The 21,302-nt window shown below is 48.0% G+C and carries 13 protein-coding genes, 3 tRNA genes and 3 rRNA genes; 5 read left to right on the plus strand and 14 right to left on the minus strand.

From position 1 onward, the window contains the following. Positions 1–71 precede the first annotated feature (71 nt). The 7 genes from ACYJZR_RS14920 to lptM all read right to left on the minus strand — a co-directional run bounded on the left by ACYJZR_RS14920 (position 72) and on the right by lptM (position 7,318). Complete coding sequence (locus tag ACYJZR_RS14920; RefSeq protein ID WP_021449835.1) at positions 72–2,558, minus strand: bifunctional diguanylate cyclase/phosphodiesterase; 2,487 nt, start codon at positions 2,556–2,558, stop codon at positions 72–74. Between the two features lie 139 nt (positions 2,559–2,697). Next, the gene (gene yigB, locus ACYJZR_RS14925; protein WP_406966450.1) at positions 2,698–3,414 is read right to left on the minus strand and encodes a 5-amino-6-(5-phospho-D-ribitylamino)uracil phosphatase YigB; all 717 of its coding nucleotides are present in this window, start codon (positions 3,412–3,414) and stop codon (positions 2,698–2,700) included. Positions 3,415–3,422: 8 nt separating this feature from the next. Beyond that, positions 3,423–4,355, minus strand: a complete 933-nt coding sequence (gene xerC / locus ACYJZR_RS14930) for a tyrosine recombinase XerC (protein ID WP_005459099.1) — start codon at positions 4,353–4,355, stop codon at positions 3,423–3,425. Then, positions 4,321–5,052: a DUF484 family protein gene (locus ACYJZR_RS14935; RefSeq protein ID WP_020839837.1), complete on the minus strand. Its 732-nt coding sequence runs from the start codon at positions 5,050–5,052 to the stop codon at positions 4,321–4,323. Before ACYJZR_RS14935 ends, xerC begins: the two co-directional genes overlap by 35 nt. Continuing rightward, a complete protein-coding gene (dapF, locus tag ACYJZR_RS14940; RefSeq protein WP_029838935.1) occupies positions 5,046–5,876 on the minus strand; it encodes a diaminopimelate epimerase in 831 nt (276 codons plus the stop codon). The genes ACYJZR_RS14935 and dapF overlap by 7 nt, the downstream gene beginning before the upstream one ends. Positions 5,877–5,886: 10 nt before the next feature. Further along, positions 5,887–7,140 (minus strand): diaminopimelate decarboxylase, encoded by a 1,254-nt coding sequence (gene lysA, locus ACYJZR_RS14945; protein WP_005459130.1) that lies wholly within the window; start codon positions 7,138–7,140, stop codon positions 5,887–5,889. Between the two features lie 61 nt (positions 7,141–7,201). After that, on the minus strand, positions 7,202–7,318 hold the full coding sequence (gene lptM / locus ACYJZR_RS14950; RefSeq protein ID WP_005459128.1) for an LPS translocon maturation chaperone LptM: 117 nt from the start codon (positions 7,316–7,318) through the stop codon (positions 7,202–7,204). A 74-nt stretch (positions 7,319–7,392) separates the two neighbouring features. Here lptM and cyaY point away from each other — a divergent pair, with 74 nt between their 5' ends. Beyond that, on the plus strand, positions 7,393–7,707 hold the full coding sequence (gene cyaY, locus ACYJZR_RS14955) for an iron donor protein CyaY (protein ID WP_005459084.1): 315 nt from the start codon (positions 7,393–7,395) through the stop codon (positions 7,705–7,707). Between the two features lie 68 nt (positions 7,708–7,775). On the opposite strand, the gene ACYJZR_RS14960 is transcribed toward cyaY, so the two are convergent. Further along, a complete protein-coding gene (locus tag ACYJZR_RS14960; protein WP_406966449.1) occupies positions 7,776–10,304 on the minus strand; it encodes a class I adenylate cyclase in 2,529 nt (842 codons plus the stop codon). 347 nt (positions 10,305–10,651) lie between these two features. On the opposite strand from ACYJZR_RS14960, the gene hemC reads away from it, so the two are divergent. Genes hemC through ACYJZR_RS14980 form a run of 4 tightly spaced genes read left to right on the plus strand, consistent with a single transcriptional unit; the run spans position 10,652 to position 14,731 of the window. After that, complete coding sequence (gene hemC / locus ACYJZR_RS14965) at positions 10,652–11,590, plus strand: hydroxymethylbilane synthase (protein WP_140282248.1); 939 nt, start codon at positions 10,652–10,654, stop codon at positions 11,588–11,590. 2 nt (positions 11,591–11,592) lie between these two features. Continuing rightward, positions 11,593–12,321, plus strand: coding sequence for a uroporphyrinogen-III synthase (locus tag ACYJZR_RS14970; RefSeq protein ID WP_406966448.1), 729 nt, complete (start codon positions 11,593–11,595; stop codon positions 12,319–12,321). 17 nt (positions 12,322–12,338) lie between these two features. Further along, the gene (locus ACYJZR_RS14975) at positions 12,339–13,550 is read left to right on the plus strand and encodes a uroporphyrinogen-III C-methyltransferase (RefSeq protein WP_406966447.1); all 1,212 of its coding nucleotides are present in this window, start codon (positions 12,339–12,341) and stop codon (positions 13,548–13,550) included. Further along, positions 13,550–14,731, plus strand: coding sequence for a heme biosynthesis protein HemY (locus ACYJZR_RS14980; RefSeq protein ID WP_005478975.1), 1,182 nt, complete (start codon positions 13,550–13,552; stop codon positions 14,729–14,731). Before ACYJZR_RS14975 ends, ACYJZR_RS14980 begins: the two co-directional genes overlap by 1 nt. A 951-nt stretch (positions 14,732–15,682) precedes the next feature. Here ACYJZR_RS14980 and ACYJZR_RS14985 read toward each other — a convergent pair. The 6 genes from ACYJZR_RS14985 to ACYJZR_RS15010 form a co-directional block, all read right to left on the minus strand. Next, positions 15,683–15,773 (minus strand) — tRNA-Ser (locus tag ACYJZR_RS14985). A gap of 69 nt (positions 15,774–15,842) precedes the next feature. Next, positions 15,843–15,958 (minus strand): 5S ribosomal RNA (gene rrf, locus ACYJZR_RS14990). 91 nt (positions 15,959–16,049) lie between these two features. Continuing rightward, positions 16,050–18,940: ribosomal RNA gene (locus ACYJZR_RS14995) — 23S ribosomal RNA — on the minus strand. A 264-nt stretch (positions 18,941–19,204) separates the two neighbouring features. Further along, positions 19,205–19,280: transfer RNA gene (locus ACYJZR_RS15000), tRNA-Ala, on the minus strand. Between the two features lie 41 nt (positions 19,281–19,321). After that, a tRNA-Ile gene (locus tag ACYJZR_RS15005) sits at positions 19,322–19,398 on the minus strand. 65 nt (positions 19,399–19,463) lie between these two features. Continuing rightward, positions 19,464–21,016: ribosomal RNA gene (locus ACYJZR_RS15010) — 16S ribosomal RNA — on the minus strand. Together the 16S, 23S and 5S rRNA genes with 3 tRNA genes alongside form the textbook arrangement of a ribosomal RNA operon. Between the last annotated feature and the right edge of the window lie 286 nt (positions 21,017–21,302).

Below are 21,302 nucleotides of genomic sequence, written 5' to 3' on the forward strand. Positions count from 1 at the left end.
CCCAATCGACGAAACAAAAAACGCAGCCTTGGCTGCGTTTTTTTATTGGCATTGTTTCACGTGAAACACGACTAAAACAGACGCGTAGGTTCACCTAAGTAGTAGCCTTGCAGATAATCGACGCCCATATCCTGCGCGATTTTGCACACCTCTCGATTGTGCACAAACTCTGCGACCGTTTCTGCATTAAACACCTGGCACAAACGCACCAACTGAGAAGCTATTTTGCGCTGCTTTAAATCCTTATCGATGTCTCGAATCAAGCTGCCATCCAGCTTTATCACTTCCGGCTCTAACTTTAAGATCTCATCAATATTAGAGTATCCAGAACCAAAATCGTCCACGATAATGCGCGCACCCAGTTTTCTGAAATGGCTGCACACTTCTATCATACGACCGTAATCTTTAATCTGTTCAGACTCCAGTACTTCCAGCCCTATCCGCGTCGGGTCATTCAACTGGCTGATTTCATGCTCCAGCAACATCAACGTTTTGTCGCTCAACAAATCTTGCGGAGACAGGTTAATCGAGAAATCTCCTTTCTTATCTCGCATGTAATGCAGCGTCGAGCGGATCATGTGACGACTCAATCTGGTGTACAAATGCGTGTCTGAGATGATCGGTAAAAATCGCCCTGGAGCAATCACTGTTCCGTCTTCTTCTAAAATCCGCACCAGACATTCTTGGCTGGCAGGAAGATGACTGTAAGCGTGCACAATCGGTTGGCTATACGTAATAATGTTCTGCTTGAGAATCGCGCGGCTGACGCAACTCAACCACCCTAGTTGCTCTTTACGTACATCTTCACTGACTTCGATGTCTTTAGCGTTGCAAATATGCGTGTTGCTGCGAACGCCAGAACGACGCGCTTCTATGCCTTTTAATAAGAGCTCATCAGGAGAAGCCGAAGGAAAATCACGACGGCTAACCAAGCCACCACACAAGGAAATAGACAGGTAATCAATTTCGCGCAGGCCGAGCGGCTCAAAGTTAGTTTGCTCAACTGCATCAGCAAAACGAGTAAAGTGTTGTTTGATAGTCTCGCTACTTTGTTCAGCCTTAAACACAAAAGCCCACTCACCTACACCAATGCTGTACAGTTGCAGCGCCGCTGGCATGCCTAAGCGCTTTCTCAATCGATTGGTAAAATGCATCGACAGATCTTTGAGCAGCTGGTCTCCGACTCGATACCCGTACTTTTCGTTGATGTGGCTGAAATTGAGCAGCTTAAGCGTTAACAAATGCTCGTCACAATCGATGTGACTTAAGCGCTCTTGCAGCGCCACGCGATTTTGCAGCCCCGTGCGACTGTCGCGACGGTAGCTTTCTTGTAACTTGCGAGTTTGACGATCAAGTTGATAACCCATGTGAGCGTTCATATGATTCAAATCGCCAATCGCATTGCGTATTAAGCTAAACAGCGGTGAAATCGAAGCGCTCACTTGCGGTTTAGGCAAATTCAGCGATTGCACCTCATCGCCTTCGCGCATCGCAAGGTACGTCAAACTGTGGTGAAGAATTTCTGGCTGGCCAATGTCACCATGTATTTCACCCATGCAGTAGCTGCCAAAGGTCGCGGCAATATCCATAAACGCCTGCACTTCATCGCTGCTATCAATAAAATCCAGCCGTGAGGCACAGTTGTAAATCATCACTACTTCTGGCTGATGCATAGCAAGTTCCACCACCCCATGACGCACTTGTTCTAACGTCAGAGAAGGATGGTTATAGCAAAACTGAACCTCATCACCGAGGCACCACGGCCTATCGAAACTCATGCTTCCATCGGCGTGAAGTTCTGTGACGGTACAAACTTCCTTGCGCCCCAACGTTTCTCGATACAACGGGAAACTGAGTAATTGGTTAATCGTCACGTCGTGCCCGTCGGCAAGATAATGCTTGTAAACATCGAGGGCTTTACGCTCTCCTAAGCAATACAAGCGCGTGCCTTTCGCATGCGTCACTTTGTGCGGCATGCCAATTGGGTTCCACTCGGAATACGCGTCTGTCCAAGTTTTCAAAGTATCACTGTGCAAAGCCACTGCCACTACGGCGTTGTCGTATGTCTGGTTTTGATAGAGCACCCAACAGCCGTCTTCTATGGTCTGCGCTAATCCACCAGACACTCGCACGTTTTCGGTCGCAAAAGTTTGATACAAAGGATAATCACGACGTTCGATTTGCACGGCAAAACTGATGATGACTTGAGAGTTGCTTTGTAACTGCAGCGAACGTTTGAGCTCGCCACCGTCTATATCGGGAGAGAAAGAATACGCTTGGACGGCAGACGTTAGTGTGGTTTGGTCAAACTCAATCAGGTTGATGAGGCAACCAGAGGTAAAAATGTCGCCATCCAAAATTACATTGCGAGTGCTGTGGCCGATGACATGAGCATTGGGCAACATCGACAAAACCGCTTTGGCGAGCGCAACCGCACATTCTCGTGATTGCGTAGACAAAATTTGCACCAAATACTGTTTATCTGGGTGCAACTGAGAAGTGACTAAAAAGTCATTAAGCTGACTTACATCGTGGACCCGTTTGGAAAAAGCTCGCATGTACCCTACTACTGCCGTAACACTATTTTCACCACGATGAGTGGCGTCGTTATTTTTACTTTAGGCTTAGTAATTTACGTTTCTTTTTGATGCTTTTCTAGGCACAAAATGACTTTAGAATGGATTAATGCGAAAGCAATTAAAAAAGTGTGAGTAACGGCTGCAAACTATTGATTTCAATGTCAGGTAACGTACGTGTTCTTGAATGATTAATGACATTTTTATTCATATCATTAAACCAACATGCGGCAAAACCCGCTAACTTTGCACCATATACATCCGTCGTGAGGTGGTCACCAACATGCAAAATGTTTTCGGCAGGTAAATCGAGGAACTGCTGCGCTTTGACAAACAAATCGGCAGCAGGCTTGGCGAGACCGTCAGGGCCCGCTTTTAATACGAGTTGGAAGTATGGCGTCAAACCGATTTTATCTAGGTCGACATTACCATTGGTGATCGCCACCAGAGGAATGCGTTCTCCCAACTCCGCCAATACATCGAGACTTTGCTGCGGCACGTCAAACTGACTGCGCCATTCCAACGCCAGTTGCACGCCCTCTTCCGCTGCGATTTGAGCTTGCGCTTCATCATAGCCAACGGATAGAAAAGCATGCTTGAGCTGCACTAGGCGCCAAAGCGTCACATCGCTTTTGAGATCAGGACTTTGCTGGAGCACATGTTTTTTTACCTGCAACCAATCGGCCTTTTCCATGTGTGCCACTGCAGGATGCGTTTGTTGCAACCAGGTCAGTAACTCGCGCTCCATACGGACAATCACTGGATGGTTGTCATACAACGTGTCATCTAGATCGAATGTCATGGCCTTAATCGGCTCGATACGGCGGTAAAGTTTCATGCTTTGGCTCACTCCCCGTTCTTTTTGCGGGCGCGTGGGTGGGCTTGGTCATACGCTTGCGCTAGATGCTGGAAATCCAAGTGTGTGTAGATTTGGGTCGTCGATATGTTCTCGTGACCTAAAAGCTCTTGCACCGCACGTAAGTTGTTGCTCGACTCCAGCATGTGCGTGGCAAATGAGTGGCGCAACTTATGTGGGCTAATGTGACTGGCTACAGACTGTTTTTGTCCCCACTCGGCCATGCGTTTTTGCACGCTGCGGTGCGAAATACGGGTTCCGAGTTTAGACACAAACAATGCAGGTTCACCTGGCGCTGCTAAGTCACCACGAACGCGCAGCCACTTACCAACCCATTCCGTTGCCATCCCCGAAAAAGGCACTTTACGCTCTTTGTCACCTTTACCGATAACACGAAGCTCGCCACTGCGCAGCTGTACATCTCGCACATCCACACTGACCAACTCGGCTAAACGCAGGCCGGCACCGTACATCAGCTCCATCATTGCGCGATCGCGGATCGCCAATGGGTCATCTTCATTCACTTCGAGCAGTTGATTCACTTCATCCACATCGAGGTTTTTTGGCAGCGGGCGCTTTTTACGAGGTGCAGACACCCCTTTAGCAGGGTTGGCTGACATCTCACCACGCAAAATCAAGAAATCGAAAAAGCTACGCAGCGAAGACAAGCGCGTGGCTAAGCTGCTGGCCTTCATGCCTTCTCGCATGCCTTTACCCGCAAGTTGTCGAACCCAGCCAGCATCAACTTGAGACCAATCTTTCAGTCCCATTTCGGCAAGATGCTGCGCCATGGTTTCCAACTGTTGCTTGTAATTGCGTTGAGTGTGCAAGCTGAGCCCCTTTTCGCTTCGCAAGAATTCGTAGAAGCGTTCAAGAGGCTTTTGAAGACTATTTGGCAGAGGAGTGTTGGGAGTTGTCGTCATCGTAACTTTGCCATACCAATGTTTGAGCAAGATGTGCCACTACTAAAGATAGGTGACGCAAAAACAAGGTATCCATATCTGGTTGGAAATGACCGCCATCTTCGCTAGAAAACGCAAGCACGCCAAGCGTCTGCTTCTTCACCAGCGGCAGTACCACATAGGAACCCATTTCTGGCACATCCATATTGCCAAACAACGCTTCACGATCCACTTTACGCAAGCGGCCCAAATAAGCCTCTTTGCCATTTAGGTGGTTGGTCGCAAAACGCTGGTAATGTTCTTTGCTAAGTTGCGTCGATGCATCGCATTGGCTAAACAAGCGAACATACGCACGCAGTCCGAGATCTTTGGCTTTTAGCTCTATCGCGCTAATAACTTGCTTGAAGTCACCGCACTTTAGAATCGAGCCCTGCAAATCCATGAACTCGTAGAAGGTACGATCGTTGTTTGCCGCAAGCGACATTAACGTGGTGATCTCTTCTTCAAGCTCTTCAATACGCTGACGCTGGCGATTCATTTGAATATGCACCAACGAAACCGTACCTAAATCCGAATGTGGAAAAGACAGACGATCCACCAGCTCAGGGCGCTCAACAAAAAAATCAGGGTGATCTTTTAGGTATTCAGCCACCACTTCTGCCGTTAATGCGTCAGCTTCAACTTGAGACAAACCGTTTCCTTTTTCTTTGACTAGCACGACAGTTGACCATCAAATACGTGAGTAGCAGGGCCTGTCATAAAGAGTGGTTTGCCCGGGCCTTGCCAAGAAATATGCAGCTCACCACCAGGTAGCGATACTTTCACACTCTCATCCAAAAGCCCTTGCAAAATACCCACAGCCACCGCGCCACATGCGCCGCTACCACAAGCTTGTGTTTCACCTGCGCCGCGCTCGTAAACTCGAAGACGAATGTGGTCACGACTCACCACTTGCATAAAGCCAGCGTTCACACGCTCAGGGAAGCGCTCGTGTGATTCAAGCAGCGGACCTAGAGTGCCCACATCTGCGGTATCCACGTCATCCACTACTGTCACCACATGCGGGTTACCCATGCTGACAGCGCCACAAAACAGCGTCTTGTCACCCGCGCGCATGATGTAGGTTTTTTCTTTCTGCTTCGCTTTGAACGGAATTTTGTTCGGTTCAAACTCTGGCACACCCATGTTGACCGTCACTTCACCGTCGTCTTCCACATCAAGAATCATCTTACCTTTCTTGGTGCTCACGCTGATGCTGTATTTATTGGTCAACCCTTTCAAACGAACAAAACGCGCGAAACAGCGCGCGCCGTTGCCGCATTGCTCCACTTCACTGCCATCGGCATTAAAAATGCGATAGTGGAAGTCGGTTTCAGGATCATAAGGTGCTTCTACCACGAGCAATTGGTCAAAACCGACGCCAGTGTGACGATCTGCCAAACGACGGATCAAGTCTTGCGAGAAAAACACGTTCTGGGTAATGCAGTCGACGACCATGAAGTCGTTGCCCAAACCGTGCATTTTGGAAAAGTGGAAATGCATTTGTTGTGTGTTACTCCGGTAGAATCTGTTCCAGCTGCCACAAACTGGTCAGCTCTTCACGCTGGCGAACAAGGTGGCTTTGATTACCATCCACCATTACTTCTGCCGCTCGGGTACGAGTATTGTAGTTCGAAGACATCACAAAACCATAGGCACCTGCTGAACGAACCGCGAGTAGATCACCTTCTTGCAAAACGAGCGCGCGATCTTTACCCAAGAAGTCACCAGTTTCACAAATCGGGCCAACCAAATCGTAAGTTTGTGGCTCACCATTACGAGGGGAAACAGGCACAATATCTTGCCAAGCTTGGTACAGTGCTGGACGCATCAAGTCATTCATCGCCGCATCAATGATGGCAAAGTTTTTATGCTCGGTGTGTTTTAGGAACTCCACACGGGTGAGCAAAATACCGGCGTTTGCTGCAATCGCACGGCCTGGTTCAAAAATCAGTTCTAGGTCTTGATGATTTTCAAGACGCCCCAACAACGCTTTCGCGTAATCAGAAGGCTGAGGCGGTAATTCATCACGATATACCACGCCTAAACCACCACCAACGTCGAGGTGACGAATGTTGATGCCTTGTGCTTTCAGGTCATCAATCAAAGCCAGCAAACGGTCGGTTGCATCAATAAATGGGTCAATGCTCGTTAACTGAGAACCAATATGGCAGTCGATACCTTGCACATTCAGATTAGGTAGGCTCTGGGCGAATTGATACACTTCTGGCGCGCGGTCAAACGCAATGCCAAATTTGTTGTCACGAAGACCAGTCGAAATATAAGGGTGAGTTTTCGCGTCAACATCTGGGTTAATACGTAGCGAAATAGGCGCAATCACACCAAGCTCACCCGCAACTTTATTCAAGCGTTCAAGTTCCGGCTCTGATTCAACGTTGAAGCACTTGATGCCAAGCTCTAGTGCGCGCTTCATTTCTGCTGGCGTTTTACCCACACCAGAAAACACGACTTTCTTCGCATCACCGCCCGCTGCAATCACACGCTCTAGTTCACCACCAGATACGATATCAAAACCCGAACCCAAACGAGCCAGCGCGTTCAGTACGCCCAAGTTTGAGTTGGCTTTTACTGCGTAGCACACAAGATGAGGATGTTGACCCACAGCACTATCAAACGCCTTCCAGTGGCGCTCTAGCGTGGCTCGAGAATATACGTAAAGAGGAGTGCCATATTGCTCGGCAAGAGCTTGAAGTGGGACGTCTTCGGCCCAAAGTTGGCCATCATCCTGATAGTTGAAGTAATCCAAAATTCGCTTCCCTTATTTAATTCGACTGCTGAACCCTAATTTCACCCTAAGGTGCGGTTATTTATTGTGATTGCTCGTTTTGTTGTGCGTCATCTGGGATGTACAGCGAGCCAGATTGGCCACACCCTGCCAGCATCGCGGCAGCCATCACAAACAACACTGTTACTAATTTTTTCATTTGGCATATCGTGATTATTGAATCAATGCCCCCTATAATCGCACCACACTCAGGAAAAGCAATAGGATAGACGGATGAACGATACTGAATTTCATCAACTGGTGGATGCGCAGATGCAAATCATCGAAGAATCCATCGATGATTCAGGCGCAGACATTGATTACGAGGTGTCTGGCAACGTAATGACATTAGAGTTTGAAGACCGCAGCCAGATCATCATCAACCGCCAAGAGCCAATGCATGAGATTTGGTTGGCCTCAAAATCGGGTGGTTTCCACTTCAAGTTAGTAGAAGACAAATGGACCTGCTCAAAAACGGGCATGGAGTTGTTTGAAATGGTGAAGCAAGAGTGTGAAAAACACGCTGGCGAAGAGATTGATTGGGCGTAAATCCTCTCGATGAACACCAAAACAAAAAGAGCACCGAGGTGCTCTTTTTGTTTATGGATATGGTTACGTTACGCGTTTACCGCTTTAGTGGGACGATGCGGTGAGCACCCATCATTGCGATAAGGAATGATGTAAGCGTTACCCTCTTCAGGGTGAATGATCTGATAGTACTGCGGTAAGTTGAAGTTAATAAACTTAGACGCCACGCGGCTGTCGTCTTTAACCGAAGTGTAGAAGCTGTTGACCGAGGCGATCATCTCATCTTTTGAGCCACTGAACTGGTGATACACTTCCACTTGGTTCGACTCATCCAATACATAGATGTTGAAACCGTCTTCGTTATCTTCAAAGAAGAATTGCACCAAACCTTCACTGGCAAAACCATCCACCGCTTCTGGTAATTGGTATTCTTGCTCACGGTCGAGCATTAACAACGGCGAGCCTTTTAGCTTGTTGGTAGAAATGCTGCGGTAGAAATCGATGGAGTTTTCTAACTTCTGCACCGACACACCACGGCGTTCAAAGAACAATCCGTAGGTTTGGTTACCAAGACGCATCGCTTTAAAGCGGCGGCGTTTTTCTTGCTCCACCGGCTTCAAACGCAAGTCGATGCATTCCGCAAGAAGCTGATACACCATATTACGCATCACACCACGCATGTTCTTCGCGTAGCAGAACACGTCGACCGATTCTGGTGGCAACGCATCTTGGTGCATTTTGCCCAAAATGGTTTTTAGCGCATCCAACATCGCCGTTTCGCCTTTGAAATGCAGTGTACGCACTTCATGCCAGGAGTTGCGGTAAACCAAATCGACACTGCCGACTAAGTTTTTATGTTCCGGACCAAAACTGAAGATATCGGTATTTTTCACATCCACCTTCAGTGAACGCCCGGACAGCTCTGACGTAGGGTCATTTTCGAAGTTGATGAACATCGCCAACTGGCTGATTTCACACGGGCTCGCTAACGCTTGCATCGTCGGACGACGTTTACGCAGTGCAAAGGTATTTCGTAAGTCACTCACCATTTGGTAGAACTTATCGATATCTAGCTGTGCTTCACGCACCACGGCATGCAAACGCGTGGATTCGGTGATTAGGCCATTAAAGAAAGCCCACGAGACCAGTTTGCTCAAGTACTCGTGATGCTCAAGACATGGCTGACCAAGAATGCGATGTGCGATCAATGGTTGCTTGTAGAGATACCAACCCGACTTGTTCACCCCACCTTCTTTAACTTCGATGAAGCTTAAATCTGGTTCATGTAAATCAGGGGAAATTTGTGGGTTCAGCAACGTTACTTTGCCCGGCAACACTTCAAACGCAGCGTACAACTTACGCGCAAGAATGCTGATGTCTTGCGGGCTGATCGCGGATGTGATGTCGTTGCGACGCGCAAACTGAATCAAGTTACGGTAGCTCTGCATCAATGCATCAAGCAACGCATGATGCACGACTTTCACCTGTTCAACTTTCCAGTTGCGACGGTCATCGAGCTCGGCAACCACGCAGTCATCCCAATTCCATTTCGCAATCATGTCGCTCAGCGCTTCACGACGCCAAGCCACCGAACCGACATCGGGTTCACGCGATAGCTTTTCATGGGTTTTGAGATAAAAACAACGACGCACCAAATCCAAACGTGTATCGTCTTGAATTCGTTCTAAATAGCGCGTAACTTTTTCCAACATTAAGTAGTATGCGTCCATACCATAGAGATCTGGCTCATGGGCAAAGAATCGACGCTTGGTATCAATACTTAACAGTTGTGTGTGCGGGTATTCCCACGAGTAAGCTTCTAGCAGAATGGCTTTTAATACCGATTTGTATGGCGAATCGATACTTTTGTACAGTTGCCACAAGTTCGAGCCAAAGTATTCTTCGGCAGGAATGCGGTTCAACTTACCAAAATCGATCCACTCGCTACAGTCGATGTAGCCATCGCTGCACAATTGAGAAACGTACTCGTCGTAACACTCTTCCATTTCTGGTGGCACAATTTGCCATAACAGGCGCTGGCCAGCGATACGCACCGCACTGCGATAGAACTCATCAAGCAAAAGCAAATGCTGTGAGGAACCGCAGTTGTCACCCGTCATCTCTTCAGAATGGTTACTTCTAAAACGCTCTTCATCCATCAAGAAGAAGTTTGCTTCCACCCCTTGGCTTTGCGCCCAATCGGTGATCAGCAAACATTTGTTGGTGAGCAGTTCACGTTCTTCGCAATCCATCTCTGGCGAAATACATACCCAAATGTCTAAATCGCTGGAAGTGCTTTGACCAATCGATGACGTACTACCCATGGTATATAAGCCCAAGATCGCTGGCTTTTCTGCCGTCTTGAGTGGCTGGCCAATGGCGAGTTGTATGTCGTCGATGAATTGCTGTTGGATAGGATTGAGTTCAAGCCCGTGTACGCCGAATGGAACGTCAGCGTCGTAGTAGCCCGGAATGACTGGGTGATTGTAGTTCAGTAAGGCAGGAATCAAGTGGAAAACTTGCTGGCTTTGCGAATCCATAAGCGCCAGCGCGCGATCGATACGCTGCTGGTTCAAATTGTCTAATCGCTGAATGATGGTATAGGTGTAAGCCTGCAAGGGTAATTCCTTGGTTGAACAATCACGGACATCTGCTGATGTTTTAAACCAAAACGGCCTAAAAACGTGATCAATTTAACACTTTCATTGGAGTTGGTAAAGTTTTCCACCCGTAATTCGCACCGGACGTAAAACCATACTTTAGTCACAAAAATGAAGACGCGGTAGTGTCGCTTGTAATCGCCTCTAACTAATAATAGTCCTTAGTCTAATTGAGAATCCAGTCACACTATTTTCACAACCTTATGTAAATCCTTCCTTAGCCCCACGAGATAACTAACTAACAGTAAGCATTTCTTTATGAGAATGGTAGGATAAAGCCAAATCCAAACAGCATTGAGAAGATCATGACCCAATCCACACCAATTCGCATTGCAACTCGAAAAAGCCCACTTGCACTATGGCAAGCTCATTTTGTTAAAGACGCTCTTCAAGCCGCTCATCCTGGCTTGGAAGTCGAGTTGGTAACCATGGTGACCAAAGGTGACGTGATTTTGGATACACCGCTGGCTAAAGTTGGTGGCAAAGGCTTGTTCGTTAAAGAACTTGAAGTTGCCATGCTTGAAGGCCGCGCCGATCTAGCCGTGCACTCAATGAAAGACGTACCTGTCGACTTCCCTGAAGGCCTTGGCCTCGTGACCATTTGCGAGCGCGAAGACCCTCGCGACGCCTTCGTTTCTAATACCTATAGCAGCATTGATGAACTCCCTCAAGGTGCGGTCGTCGGTACTTGCAGTTTGCGTCGCCAATGCCAACTGAAAGAATACCGCCCAGACATCATTATCAAAGAACTGCGTGGCAACGTGGGGACTCGACTTGGCAAACTGGATGCGGGTGAGTACGACGCTATCATTCTTGCAGCCGCAGGTCTAAAGCGCTTGAAATTGGAAGACCGAATTCGCAGCTTTATCGAACCAGAACAATCACTGCCAGCGGTTGGCCAAGGCGCAGTCGGTATTGAATGCCGCGTAGACGACGAACGCTTACTCAAACTTCTGGAGCCACTCAACCATAAAGACACCGCCGATCGCGTGTTGTGCGAACGTGCCATGAACCTAACTCTTGAAGGTGGCTGTCAGGTGCCAATCGGTAGCTACGCGCTACTTGAAGGTGATGAAATTTGGCTTCGCGCGCTAGTCGGTGAACCAGATGGCAGCGAAATTGTGCGTGGCGAAGTGCGTGGTCACCGTAAAAATGGTGAAGCGCTCGGTATCCGGTTGGCTAACGAGCTACTTGATAACGGTGCCCGCGACATTCTAACCAAGCTGTACGCAGACCACGATTAATCATGGCAGTGTTGGTCACTCGGCCGGGAGAGCAAGGCTGCGCGCTTTGCTCTCTGCTCGAAAGGCACGGCATTTCCGCACACCACCATCCGCTGATCGACATTGTTGCCGATCTCACGGACACGCACCTCACGACTCATCTCCATCAAGCTCAAATAGTTATCGCCGTTAGCCGACACGCCGTGCAATGCGCCCAGCAAATCCTAACCAGCAATGACGCATCATGGCCGAAACAAGCGGTATACCTTGCCGTTGGTCAAAAAACAGCACACTATTTAAGCAAATGCACCCAACAGAAAGTACACTATCCCGAAGTCAGTGATAGTGAACACTTATTGCGACTTCCAGCGTTACAGAATGTAGAACAGCAGCAGGTTCTTATCCTTCGTGGTAACGGAGGAAGAGAGCTGATCAAAGATGCATTGGTGAGACGCGGAGCAAAAGTTCACTATAGTGAGACTTACAAGAGAGAATTCATCCCATTCGATCCAGTAAGCTGTGTCTCACTATGGAAAACCCTACAAATTGACCAGATCGTCGTCACCAGTGGTGAACAACTGGATTATTTGTGCAGCCAATTGACGTCAGAGCAATTGACTTGGCTTAATCAACAAGAGTTGTATATCCCCAGCCAGCGCATCGCTGACATTGCAATTCAAAGGGGGTTCACTCGGGTGAGGTGCACAGGAAGCGCATCCAACCAAGAATTACTGGCTGCTCTCCAGCCCTAGCTACACAGGATATAGGCATGACAAGTAAAAATAACGACCAAAAAAATAACGATAAAAACCTTTCCGAAGAAACCTCATCGGCACCGCTAGCTGAAAAAGACGCACCGAAAAAGGATGCTGAATCTAAAAAGGAAGCCTCTAAACCGGTTGAGCCAGCAAAACCAGCGGAACCAACAAAGGTTGAATTTGAAGAGAAGCAAGGCAAACGTGGTGTCAGGCTCGGCACCGTAGCGATCATTCTTTCAATCATCTTCGGTGGCGGTCTCGCTTATAAACTTCATGAGCAACAAGCCGATTACCAAGCCCAAATAGCTCAGCTACAAAACCAACTAGAAAAAGCGCAAGCTTCGATGAAGCAAGAGCTAAACCAAGTTAAAGAAGAAACCATCGAAAAAGCGACCACAGTAACGCACAAAGCAGAAGTGGTGCTTGGTCAACAACAAAAGAGCATTGAAAGTTTACAACTCGCCGTAGCAGATGTGAAAGGCCGACGTCCAAACGACTGGCTATTGGCAGAGGCCGATTACCTTGTGAAGTTGGCTGGTCGTAAACTGTTCTTAGAGCATGACGTAGAAAGCGCAACTCAACTAATGGAAAGCGCAGACCAACGTATTGCCGCGCTAAACGATCCAAGCTTAGTTAAACTGCGTAAAGCGATGGCAAACGACATCACCAAACTGCGCACTGTCCCATTGATTGACCGTGACGGTCTTGTTCTGCGTTTAACCGCTCTACAGCAGCAAGTAGATAAGTTGCCTTTAGCAAATGCACTACTGCCGGAAGCCCAAGTCGTTGCTCAACATGAAGTATCAGAAGACATTTCAAACTGGCAAGATAATTTGATGACCTCTCTGAAAGACTTCTCTGAGAACTTTATTACTTTCCGTACTCGCGATGGCAACGTCATCCCATTATTGTCTCCAGAGCAGCATTTCTATTTAAAAGAAAACATCAAGGCCAAACTGGAAACAGCAATCAAAGCGGTTTACCAAGAGCAAGGCGAAATCTACACCACGTCGTTAACGACAGCTGACAAGTGGGCGATGGCTTTCTTCAATCAAGACGACAACGCAGTGAAAGAATTCAACAAAGCACTCAACCAATTAAGCCAACAAAATATTCAAGTTGAGTACCCTGCAAAACTGGAAAGCCAATCTCAGCTATCGGATGTGATTCGTGAGCGACTACGTCGTGAAGTCACAACAATGACAGGTACGGGGGATAAATAATGATTCGCCTTATTTTCCTATTTGTCGTTCTAGGTGCAGGTCTATTTGTCGGTACTCAGTTTTCTGGTCAACAAGGATATGTACTGATCTCAATAGCAAACAAGACCATCGAAATGAGCGTGACCACTTTGGTGATCTTCGTTATCGCTACGCTAGCTGGTCTTTTCCTCCTTGAATACCTGATTAAAAAGTTGGTTTACGCAAGCTCAAGCACTTGGAACTACTTCAGCGTACGTAAAATGCGTCGTTCTCGTCGCTACACCAATGAAGGCATTATCAAGCTCCTTGAAGGTGATTGGAAAGGTGCTGAAAAGAAAGTCACTCGTTGGGCAAATCACCACGATATGCCACTACTGTGCTATCTCGTTGCTTCTGAAGCTGCTCAAGGTCAAGGTGATAAAGCAAAACGCGATCATTATCTTGCATTAGCTAGCCAACAGGAGAATGCTCATCTCGCTGTCGAACTGACTCGAGCCAAGCAATTTATTCGTGATAATGAGTTCGAAGCCGCTTTCGATACCCTGCAATCGCTAAAAGGCCAATACCCAAATAACTCGATTGTCTTGAACTTACTCAAAACAACTTACATGCAGCTTAAATTGTGGCAGCCATTGATTGACCTAATGCCACAACTGGCGAAAGCAAAGCTAGTAACGGAAGAAGAGCAAGCAGAACTGATTCAGAAAGCACAATGTGGTTTACTGCATGAAGTCGCGCAACAACAAGGTAGCGAAGGACTAATTTCTCATTGGAACAGTCTGGCTCGTAAAGTGAAGCAAGACACGCATCTTATTGCTTGTTTTGCACGTGATCTTATCGCTCGTAAAGCCGATACCGAAGCCTTTACCGTACTAAAAGAAGCACTGAAAAAGCAGCCTGAACCAGAACTTTACCAACTACTGCCAGACTTAAACCTACCAGATATCCATCCTGTAGTAGTCTTCCTAGAAGGCGTAGTAAAGAAAGAAGCTGACAACGCAGCGGCACACAGCGCTCTAGCACACTTCTACTTCCGCCAAGAGAAATGGCAACAAGCTCAGGAGCACTTTGAAATAGCTCTAAAACTTCGCTCAGACGTATCTGACTATGCTTTCCTAGCAGACACACTAGAGAAGCAAAATCTAACCAAAGCAGCTCATGAAGTCTCTCGTAAAGCTCTGATGCTGGTTCAGCACGACTAACCAGTAACAACATTATCCAGCCGACAGTTTACTGTCGGCTTTTTATTGCCTTCCATTTATCCATAACCATCAACACGTATTAAATTAACTAGAAACCCAGCCCCCCCCCTCTATCTTAAACCACTCGCTACAGTTTGACCCTTATCGTTTTTTCGGCTTTTCTCCACCCACGCCAATGAGCACCACTCAGCAGACAAGTAATACCAATCTAAGTAAAAACATGACCCACAGAACTGATTCGCTATGGACAGCCTCAATAATATCGACGTTAAAAAACTCGCAAGTCAGCAAAAATCCATTCAGATGAAAATGAGGCCACTGACCCTTGCTCATTTCAAAGATGGACACTCACATACACAAATCGCCAAGTTTCTCAAGGTAAGCCGAACCAGTGTCAATAAGTAGGTTTAAACCTTTCTGGAAGAAGGGCTGGAAGGACGGCAAGAAAAGCCAAGAACAGGAAGACTACCATTCTTAATTTCCGAGCAAAGAGAGCAATTGAACCAATGCATAAAAGATAAAGCCAATGGACTTTAAGAAAGTCAGTGTCATCAAACTTCCACCCTATTCCCAAAACTAAACCCTATCGAACAAGTATGGCTTTGGTTGAGGCAACGCTATTTAGCCAACCAATCTTTTACGGGTTACGACGACATCATCTCCAAAGTCTGTGATGCATGAAATCGGTTTTTGGATTGCTCCAAAAGAGTCACCAAAATGTCTTCGAGAAGATGGATAGACCTGACCAGTTAGTTTTCCAGATTGGGACAACCCCCTCTCATTTCCAGCTTGCGCTGAAATAAAAAAAGCCTCGCTATTTCTAGCGAGGCTTCTTAATTGTACAGAGAGTCTGGGCCGCGACCGACTTGGGATTAAATACAAACCCCATCCAATTCTCAAACGTCAAACATGACGAAAGCCTGCAAATTTCTTTGCAGGCTTTCTGTATAGTGGCGGAGAGATAGGGATTTGAACCCTAGATACGCTATTAACGTATGCCGGTTTTCAAGACCGGTGCTTTCAACCACTCAGCCATCTCTCCACAAATTGTCATCATCAGATTAGTACACTGAAGATGTTGTTACACGCAGTACGGGTAACGATATTTAAAGCCTGGCGATGTCCTACTCTCACATGGGGAAACCCCACACTACCATCGGCGCTATTTCGTTTCACTTCTGAGTTCGGAATGGAGTCAGGTGGGTCCAAAACGCTATGGTCGCCAAGCAAATTCTTTAATTCGGAAAGCTGTTTTTGTGTTCTCTACACATTCAATTCTGTTCTTGCTTCGAGTCCATCAAAACCCCTTGGGTGTTGTATGGTTAAGCCTCACGGGCAATTAGTATCAGTTAGCTCAATGCCTCACAGCACTTACACACCTGACCTATCAACGTCGTAGTCTCCGACAACCCTTTAGGATACTTAAAGTATCAGGGAAGACTCATCTCAGGGCTCGCTTCCCGCTTAGATGCTTTCAGCGGTTATCGATTCCGAACTTAGCTACCGGGCAATGCGTCTGGCGACACAACCCGAACACCAGAGGTTCGTCCACTCCGGTCCTCTCGTACTAGGAGCAGCCCCCTTCAATCTTCCAACGCCCACGGCAGATAGGGACCGAACTGTCTCACGACGTTCTAAACCCAGCTCGCGTACCACTTTAAATGGCGAACAGCCATACCCTTGGGACCGACTTCAGCCCCAGGATGTGATGAGCCGACATCGAGGTGCCAAACACCGCCGTCGATATGAACTCTTGGGCGGTATCAGCCTGTTATCCCCGGAGTACCTTTTATCCGTTGAGCGATGGCCCTTCCATTCAGAACCACCGGATCACTATGACCTGCTTTCGCACCTGCTCGAATTGTCATTCTCGCAGTCAAGCGGGCTTATGCCATTGCACTAACCTCACGATGTCCAACCGTGATTAGCCCACCTTCGTGCTCCTCCGTTACTCTTTGGGAGGAGACCGCCCCAGTCAAACTACCCACCAGGCACTGTCCGCAACCCCGATTAGGGGTCGACGTTAGAACATCAACACTACAAGGGTGGTATTTCAAGGACGGCTCCACACATACTGGCGTACGTGCTTCAAAGCCTCCCACCTATCCTACACATGTAGGGTCAATGTTCAGTGCCAAGCTGTAGTAAAGGTTCACGGGGTCTTTCCGTCTAGCCGCGGGTACACTGCATCTTCACAGCGATTTCAATTTCACTGAGTCTCGGGTGGAGACAGCGTGGCCATCATTACGCCATTCGTGCAGGTCGGAACTTACCCGACAAGGAATTTCGCTACCTTAGGACCGTTATAGTTACGGCCGCCGTTTACCGGGGCTTCGATCAAGAGCTTCGACCGAAGTCTAACCCCATCAATTAACCTTCCGGCACCGGGCAGGCGTCACACCGTATACGTCATCTTACGATTTTGCACAGTGCTGTGTTTTTAATAAACAGTTGCAGCCACCTGGTATCTGCGACTCTCGTCAGCTCCATCCGCGAGGGACTTCACCATCAAGAGCGTACCTTCTCCCGAAGTTACGGTACCATTTTGCCTAGTTCCTTCACCCGAGTTCTCTCAAGCGCCTTGGTATTCTCTACCCGACCACCTGTGTCGGTTTGGGGTACGATTCCTTACAATCTGAAGCTTAGAGGCTTTTCCTGGAAGCATGGCATCAATGACTTCACACCCGTAGGTGCTCGACGTCGTGTCTCAGCCTTAAAAAGAGCCGGATTTACCTAACTCTTAAGCCTACGCACTTGAACCTGGACAACCGTCGCCAGGCCCACCTAGCCTTCTCCGTCCCCCCATCGCAATTGTAAGAAGTACGGGAATATTAACCCGTTTCCCATCGACTACGCCTTTCGGCCTCGCCTTAGGGGTCGACTTACCCTGCCCCGATTAACGTTGGACAGGAACCCTTGGTCTTCCGGCGAGGAGGTTTTTCACCCCCTTTATCGTTACTCATGTCAGCATTCGCACTTCTGATACGTCCAGCATGCGTTACCACACACCTTCAACCGCTTACAGAACGCTCCCCTACCCAATGTGCAAAAGCACATTGCCGCAGCTTCGGTTTACTACTTAGCCCCGTTACATCTTCCGCGCAGGCCGACTCGACCAGTGAGCTATTACGCTTTCTTTAAATGATGGCTGCTTCTAAGCCAACATCCTGGCTGTCTGAGCCTTCCCACATCGTTTCCCACTTAGTAGTAATTTGGGACCTTAGCTGGCGGTCTGGGTTGTTTCCCTCTCCACGACGGACGTTAGCACCCGCCGTGTGTCTCCCGGATAGTACTTACTGGTATTCGGAGTTTGCAAAGGGTTGGTAAGTCGGGATGACCCCCTAGCCTTAACAGTGCTCTACCCCCAGTAGTATTCGTCCGAGGCGCTACCTAAATAGCTTTCGGGGAGAACCAGCTATCTCCAGGTTTGATTGGCCTTTCACCCCTAGCCACAAGTCATCCGCTAATTTTTCAACATTAGTCGGTTCGGTCCTCCAGTTGATGTTACTCAACCTTCAACCTGCCCATGGCTAGATCACCTGGTTTCGGGTCTATATCCAGAGACTGAACGCCCAGTTAAGACTCGGTTTCCCTACGGCTCCCCTAGATGGTTAACCTTGCCACTGAATATAAGTCGCTGACCCATTATACAAAAGGTACGCAGTCACAGGACAAAGCCTGCTCCTACTGCTTGTACGTACACGGTTTCAGGTTCTATTTCACTCCCCTCACAGGGGTTCTTTTCGCCTTTCCCTCACGGTACTGGTTCACTATCGGTCAGTCAGTAGTATTTAGCCTTGGAGGATGGTCCCCCCATATTCAGACAGGATATCACGTGTCCCGCCCTACTCGATTTCACTGAACACACGTCGTCAACTACGGGACTATCACCCTGTATCGTCGGACTTTCCAGACCGTTCGTCTAACGCGTGTAAAGCTTAAGGGCTAATCCAATTTCGCTCGCCGCTACTTTCGGAATCTCGGTTGATTTCTTTTCCTCGGGGTACTTAGATGTTTCAGTTCCCCCGGTTCGCCTCATTAACCTATGTATTCAGTTAATGATACTTACTTATGTAAGTGGGTTTCCCCATTCAGAAATCCCAGACTCAAATGGTTGTTACTACCTAATCTGGGCTTATCGCAAGTTACTACGTCTTTCATCGCCTCTGACTGCCAAGGCATCCACCGTGTACGCTTAGTCACTTAACCATACAACCCGAAGGAGTTTCGAGTTGATGAACAAGTCACCAAAGTTGTCTGCAATTTTTATACATGATGCAGACTCGATTTTGCCGGACTCAAATTCCAAGAACACTTGAATGTGTTATTTTGGTGTTTGTCTTAAAGACAAACATTGAGAACTTTACAAACAACAATAAATTGTTGTTTTGTCAGCTTTCCAAATTGTTAAAGAGCTAATCACTTCTGATGAAGTAACCATTTTTAAAAGCACTCATCGAATGCGCTTAAAGATGGTGGAGCTATGCGGGATCGAACCGCAGACCTCCTGCGTGCAAGGCAGGCGCTCTCCCAGCTGAGCTATAGCCCCATCAAGGTGTCGATACTGTATGCCAACTCCCTAAAAGGAATTGGTGGGTCTGAGTGGACTCGAACCACCGACCTCTCGCTTATCAGGCGAACGCTCTAACCACCTGAGCTACAGACCCAGTATCGTCTCTTTTACATAAACCGTATCAATCTGTGTGGACACTCATCGTGAGTAATCATCGTTTAAGGAGGTGATCCAGCGCCAGGTTCCCCTAGCGCTACCTTGTTACGACTTCACCCCAGTCATGAACCACAAAGTGGTAAGCGTCCCCCCGAAGGTTAAACTACCTACTTCTTTTGCAGCCCACTCCCATGGTGTGACGGGCGGTGTGTACAAGGCCCGGGAACGTATTCACCGTGGCATTCTGATCCACGATTACTAGCGATTCCGACTTCATGGAGTCGAGTTGCAGACTCCAATCCGGACTACGACGCACTTTTTGGGATTCGCTCACTTTCGCAAGTTGGCTGCCCTCTGTATGCGCCATTGTAGCACGTGTGTAGCCCTACTCGTAAGGGCCATGATGACTTGACGTCGTCCCCACCTTCCTCCGGTTTATCACCGGCAGTCTCCCTGGAGTTCCCGACATTACTCGCTGGCAAACAAGGATAAGGGTTGCGCTCGTTGCGGGACTTAACCCAACATTTCACAACACGAGCTGACGACAGCCATGCAGCACCTGTCTCAGAGTTCCCGAAGGCACCAATCCATCTCTGGAAAGTTCTCTGGATGTCAAGAGTAGGTAAGGTTCTTCGCGTTGCATCGAATTAAACCACATGCTCCACCGCTTGTGCGGGCCCCCGTCAATTCATTTGAGTTTTAATCTTGCGACCGTACTCCCCAGGCGGTCTACTTAACGCGTTAGCTCCGAAAGCCACGGCTCAAGGCCACAACCTCCAAGTAGACATCGTTTACGGCGTGGACTACCAGGGTATCTAATCCTGTTTGCTCCCCACGCTTTCGCATCTGAGTGTCAGTATCTGTCCAGGGGGCCGCCTTCGCCACCGGTATTCCTTCAGATCTCTACGCATTTCACCGCTACACCTGAAATTCTACCCCCCTCTACAGTACTCTAGTCTGCCAGTTTCAAATGCAATTCCGAGGTTGAGCCCCGGGCTTTCACATCTGACTTAACAAACCACCTGCATGCGCTTTACGCCCAGTAATTCCGATTAACGCTCGCACCCTCCGTATTACCGCGGCTGCTGGCACGGAGTTAGCCGGTGCTTCTTCTGTCGCTAACGTCAAATAATGCAGCTATTAACTACACTACCTTCCTCACGACTGAAAGTGCTTTACAACCCGAAGGCCTTCTTCACACACGCGGCATGGCTGCATCAGGCTTGCGCCCATTGTGCAATATTCCCCACTGCTGCCTCCCGTAGGAGTCTGGACCGTGTCTCAGTTCCAGTGTGGCTGATCATCCTCTCAGACCAGCTAGGGATCGTCGCCTTGGTGAGCCCTTACCTCACCAACTAGCTAATCCCACCTAGGCATATCCTGACGCGAGAGGCCCGAAGGTCCCCCTCTTTGGCCCGTAGGCATCATGCGGTATTAGCCATCGTTTCCAATGGTTATCCCCCACATCAGGGCAATTTCCTAGGCATTACTCACCCGTCCGCCGCTCGACGCCGTTATCGTTCCCCGAAGGTTCAGATAACTCGTTTCCGCTCGACTTGCATGTGTTAGGCCTGCCGCCAGCGTTCAATCTGAGCCATGATCAAACTCTTCAATTTAAGATTTTGTTCGGCTCAATGAATACTGAACATTACATAAAGTAATGTTTGAATTGACTGTGCTGAATCCGAAGATTCAATGGTCACTTCGTTTCATTGAAACCTAATTTGATACCGAGGTATCGAATTGGATTATCATCAACGAGTGCCCACACAGATTGATAGGTCTATATTGTTAAAGAGCTTGCTCTGCGAGAAGCTTTTCTCTCAAAGCGGAGGTGCATTCTAGCGAGATAATTGAAAGAGTCAAACACTTTTTTCAATTTATTTTCTCAGAAGCTTTTTA

This window comes from Vibrio sp. RC2502, from assembly GCF_054850435.1.

Coding starts and splice junctions, on each gene's coding strand:
- ACYJZR_RS14920 (WP_021449835.1), bottom strand. CDS start 2,558: ATGCGAGCTTTTTCCAAACGGGTCCACGATGTAAGTCAGCTTAATGAC.
- yigB (WP_406966450.1), bottom strand. CDS start 3,414: ATGAAACTTTACCGCCGTATCGAGCCGATTAAGGCCATGACATTCGAT.
- xerC (WP_005459099.1), bottom strand. CDS start 4,355: ATGACGACAACTCCCAACACTCCTCTGCCAAATAGTCTTCAAAAGCCT.
- dapF (WP_029838935.1), bottom strand. CDS start 5,876: ATGCATTTCCACTTTTCCAAAATGCACGGTTTGGGCAACGACTTCATG.
- lptM (WP_005459128.1), bottom strand. CDS start 7,318: ATGAAAAAATTAGTAACAGTGTTGTTTGTGATGGCTGCCGCGATGCTG.
- cyaY (WP_005459084.1), top strand. CDS start 7,393: ATGAACGATACTGAATTTCATCAACTGGTGGATGCGCAGATGCAAATC.
- hemC (WP_140282248.1), top strand. CDS start 10,652: ATGACCCAATCCACACCAATTCGCATTGCAACTCGAAAAAGCCCACTT.
- ACYJZR_RS14970 (WP_406966448.1), top strand. CDS start 11,593: ATGGCAGTGTTGGTCACTCGGCCGGGAGAGCAAGGCTGCGCGCTTTGC.
- ACYJZR_RS14975 (WP_406966447.1), top strand. CDS start 12,339: ATGACAAGTAAAAATAACGACCAAAAAAATAACGATAAAAACCTTTCC.
- ACYJZR_RS14980 (WP_005478975.1), top strand. CDS start 13,550: ATGATTCGCCTTATTTTCCTATTTGTCGTTCTAGGTGCAGGTCTATTT.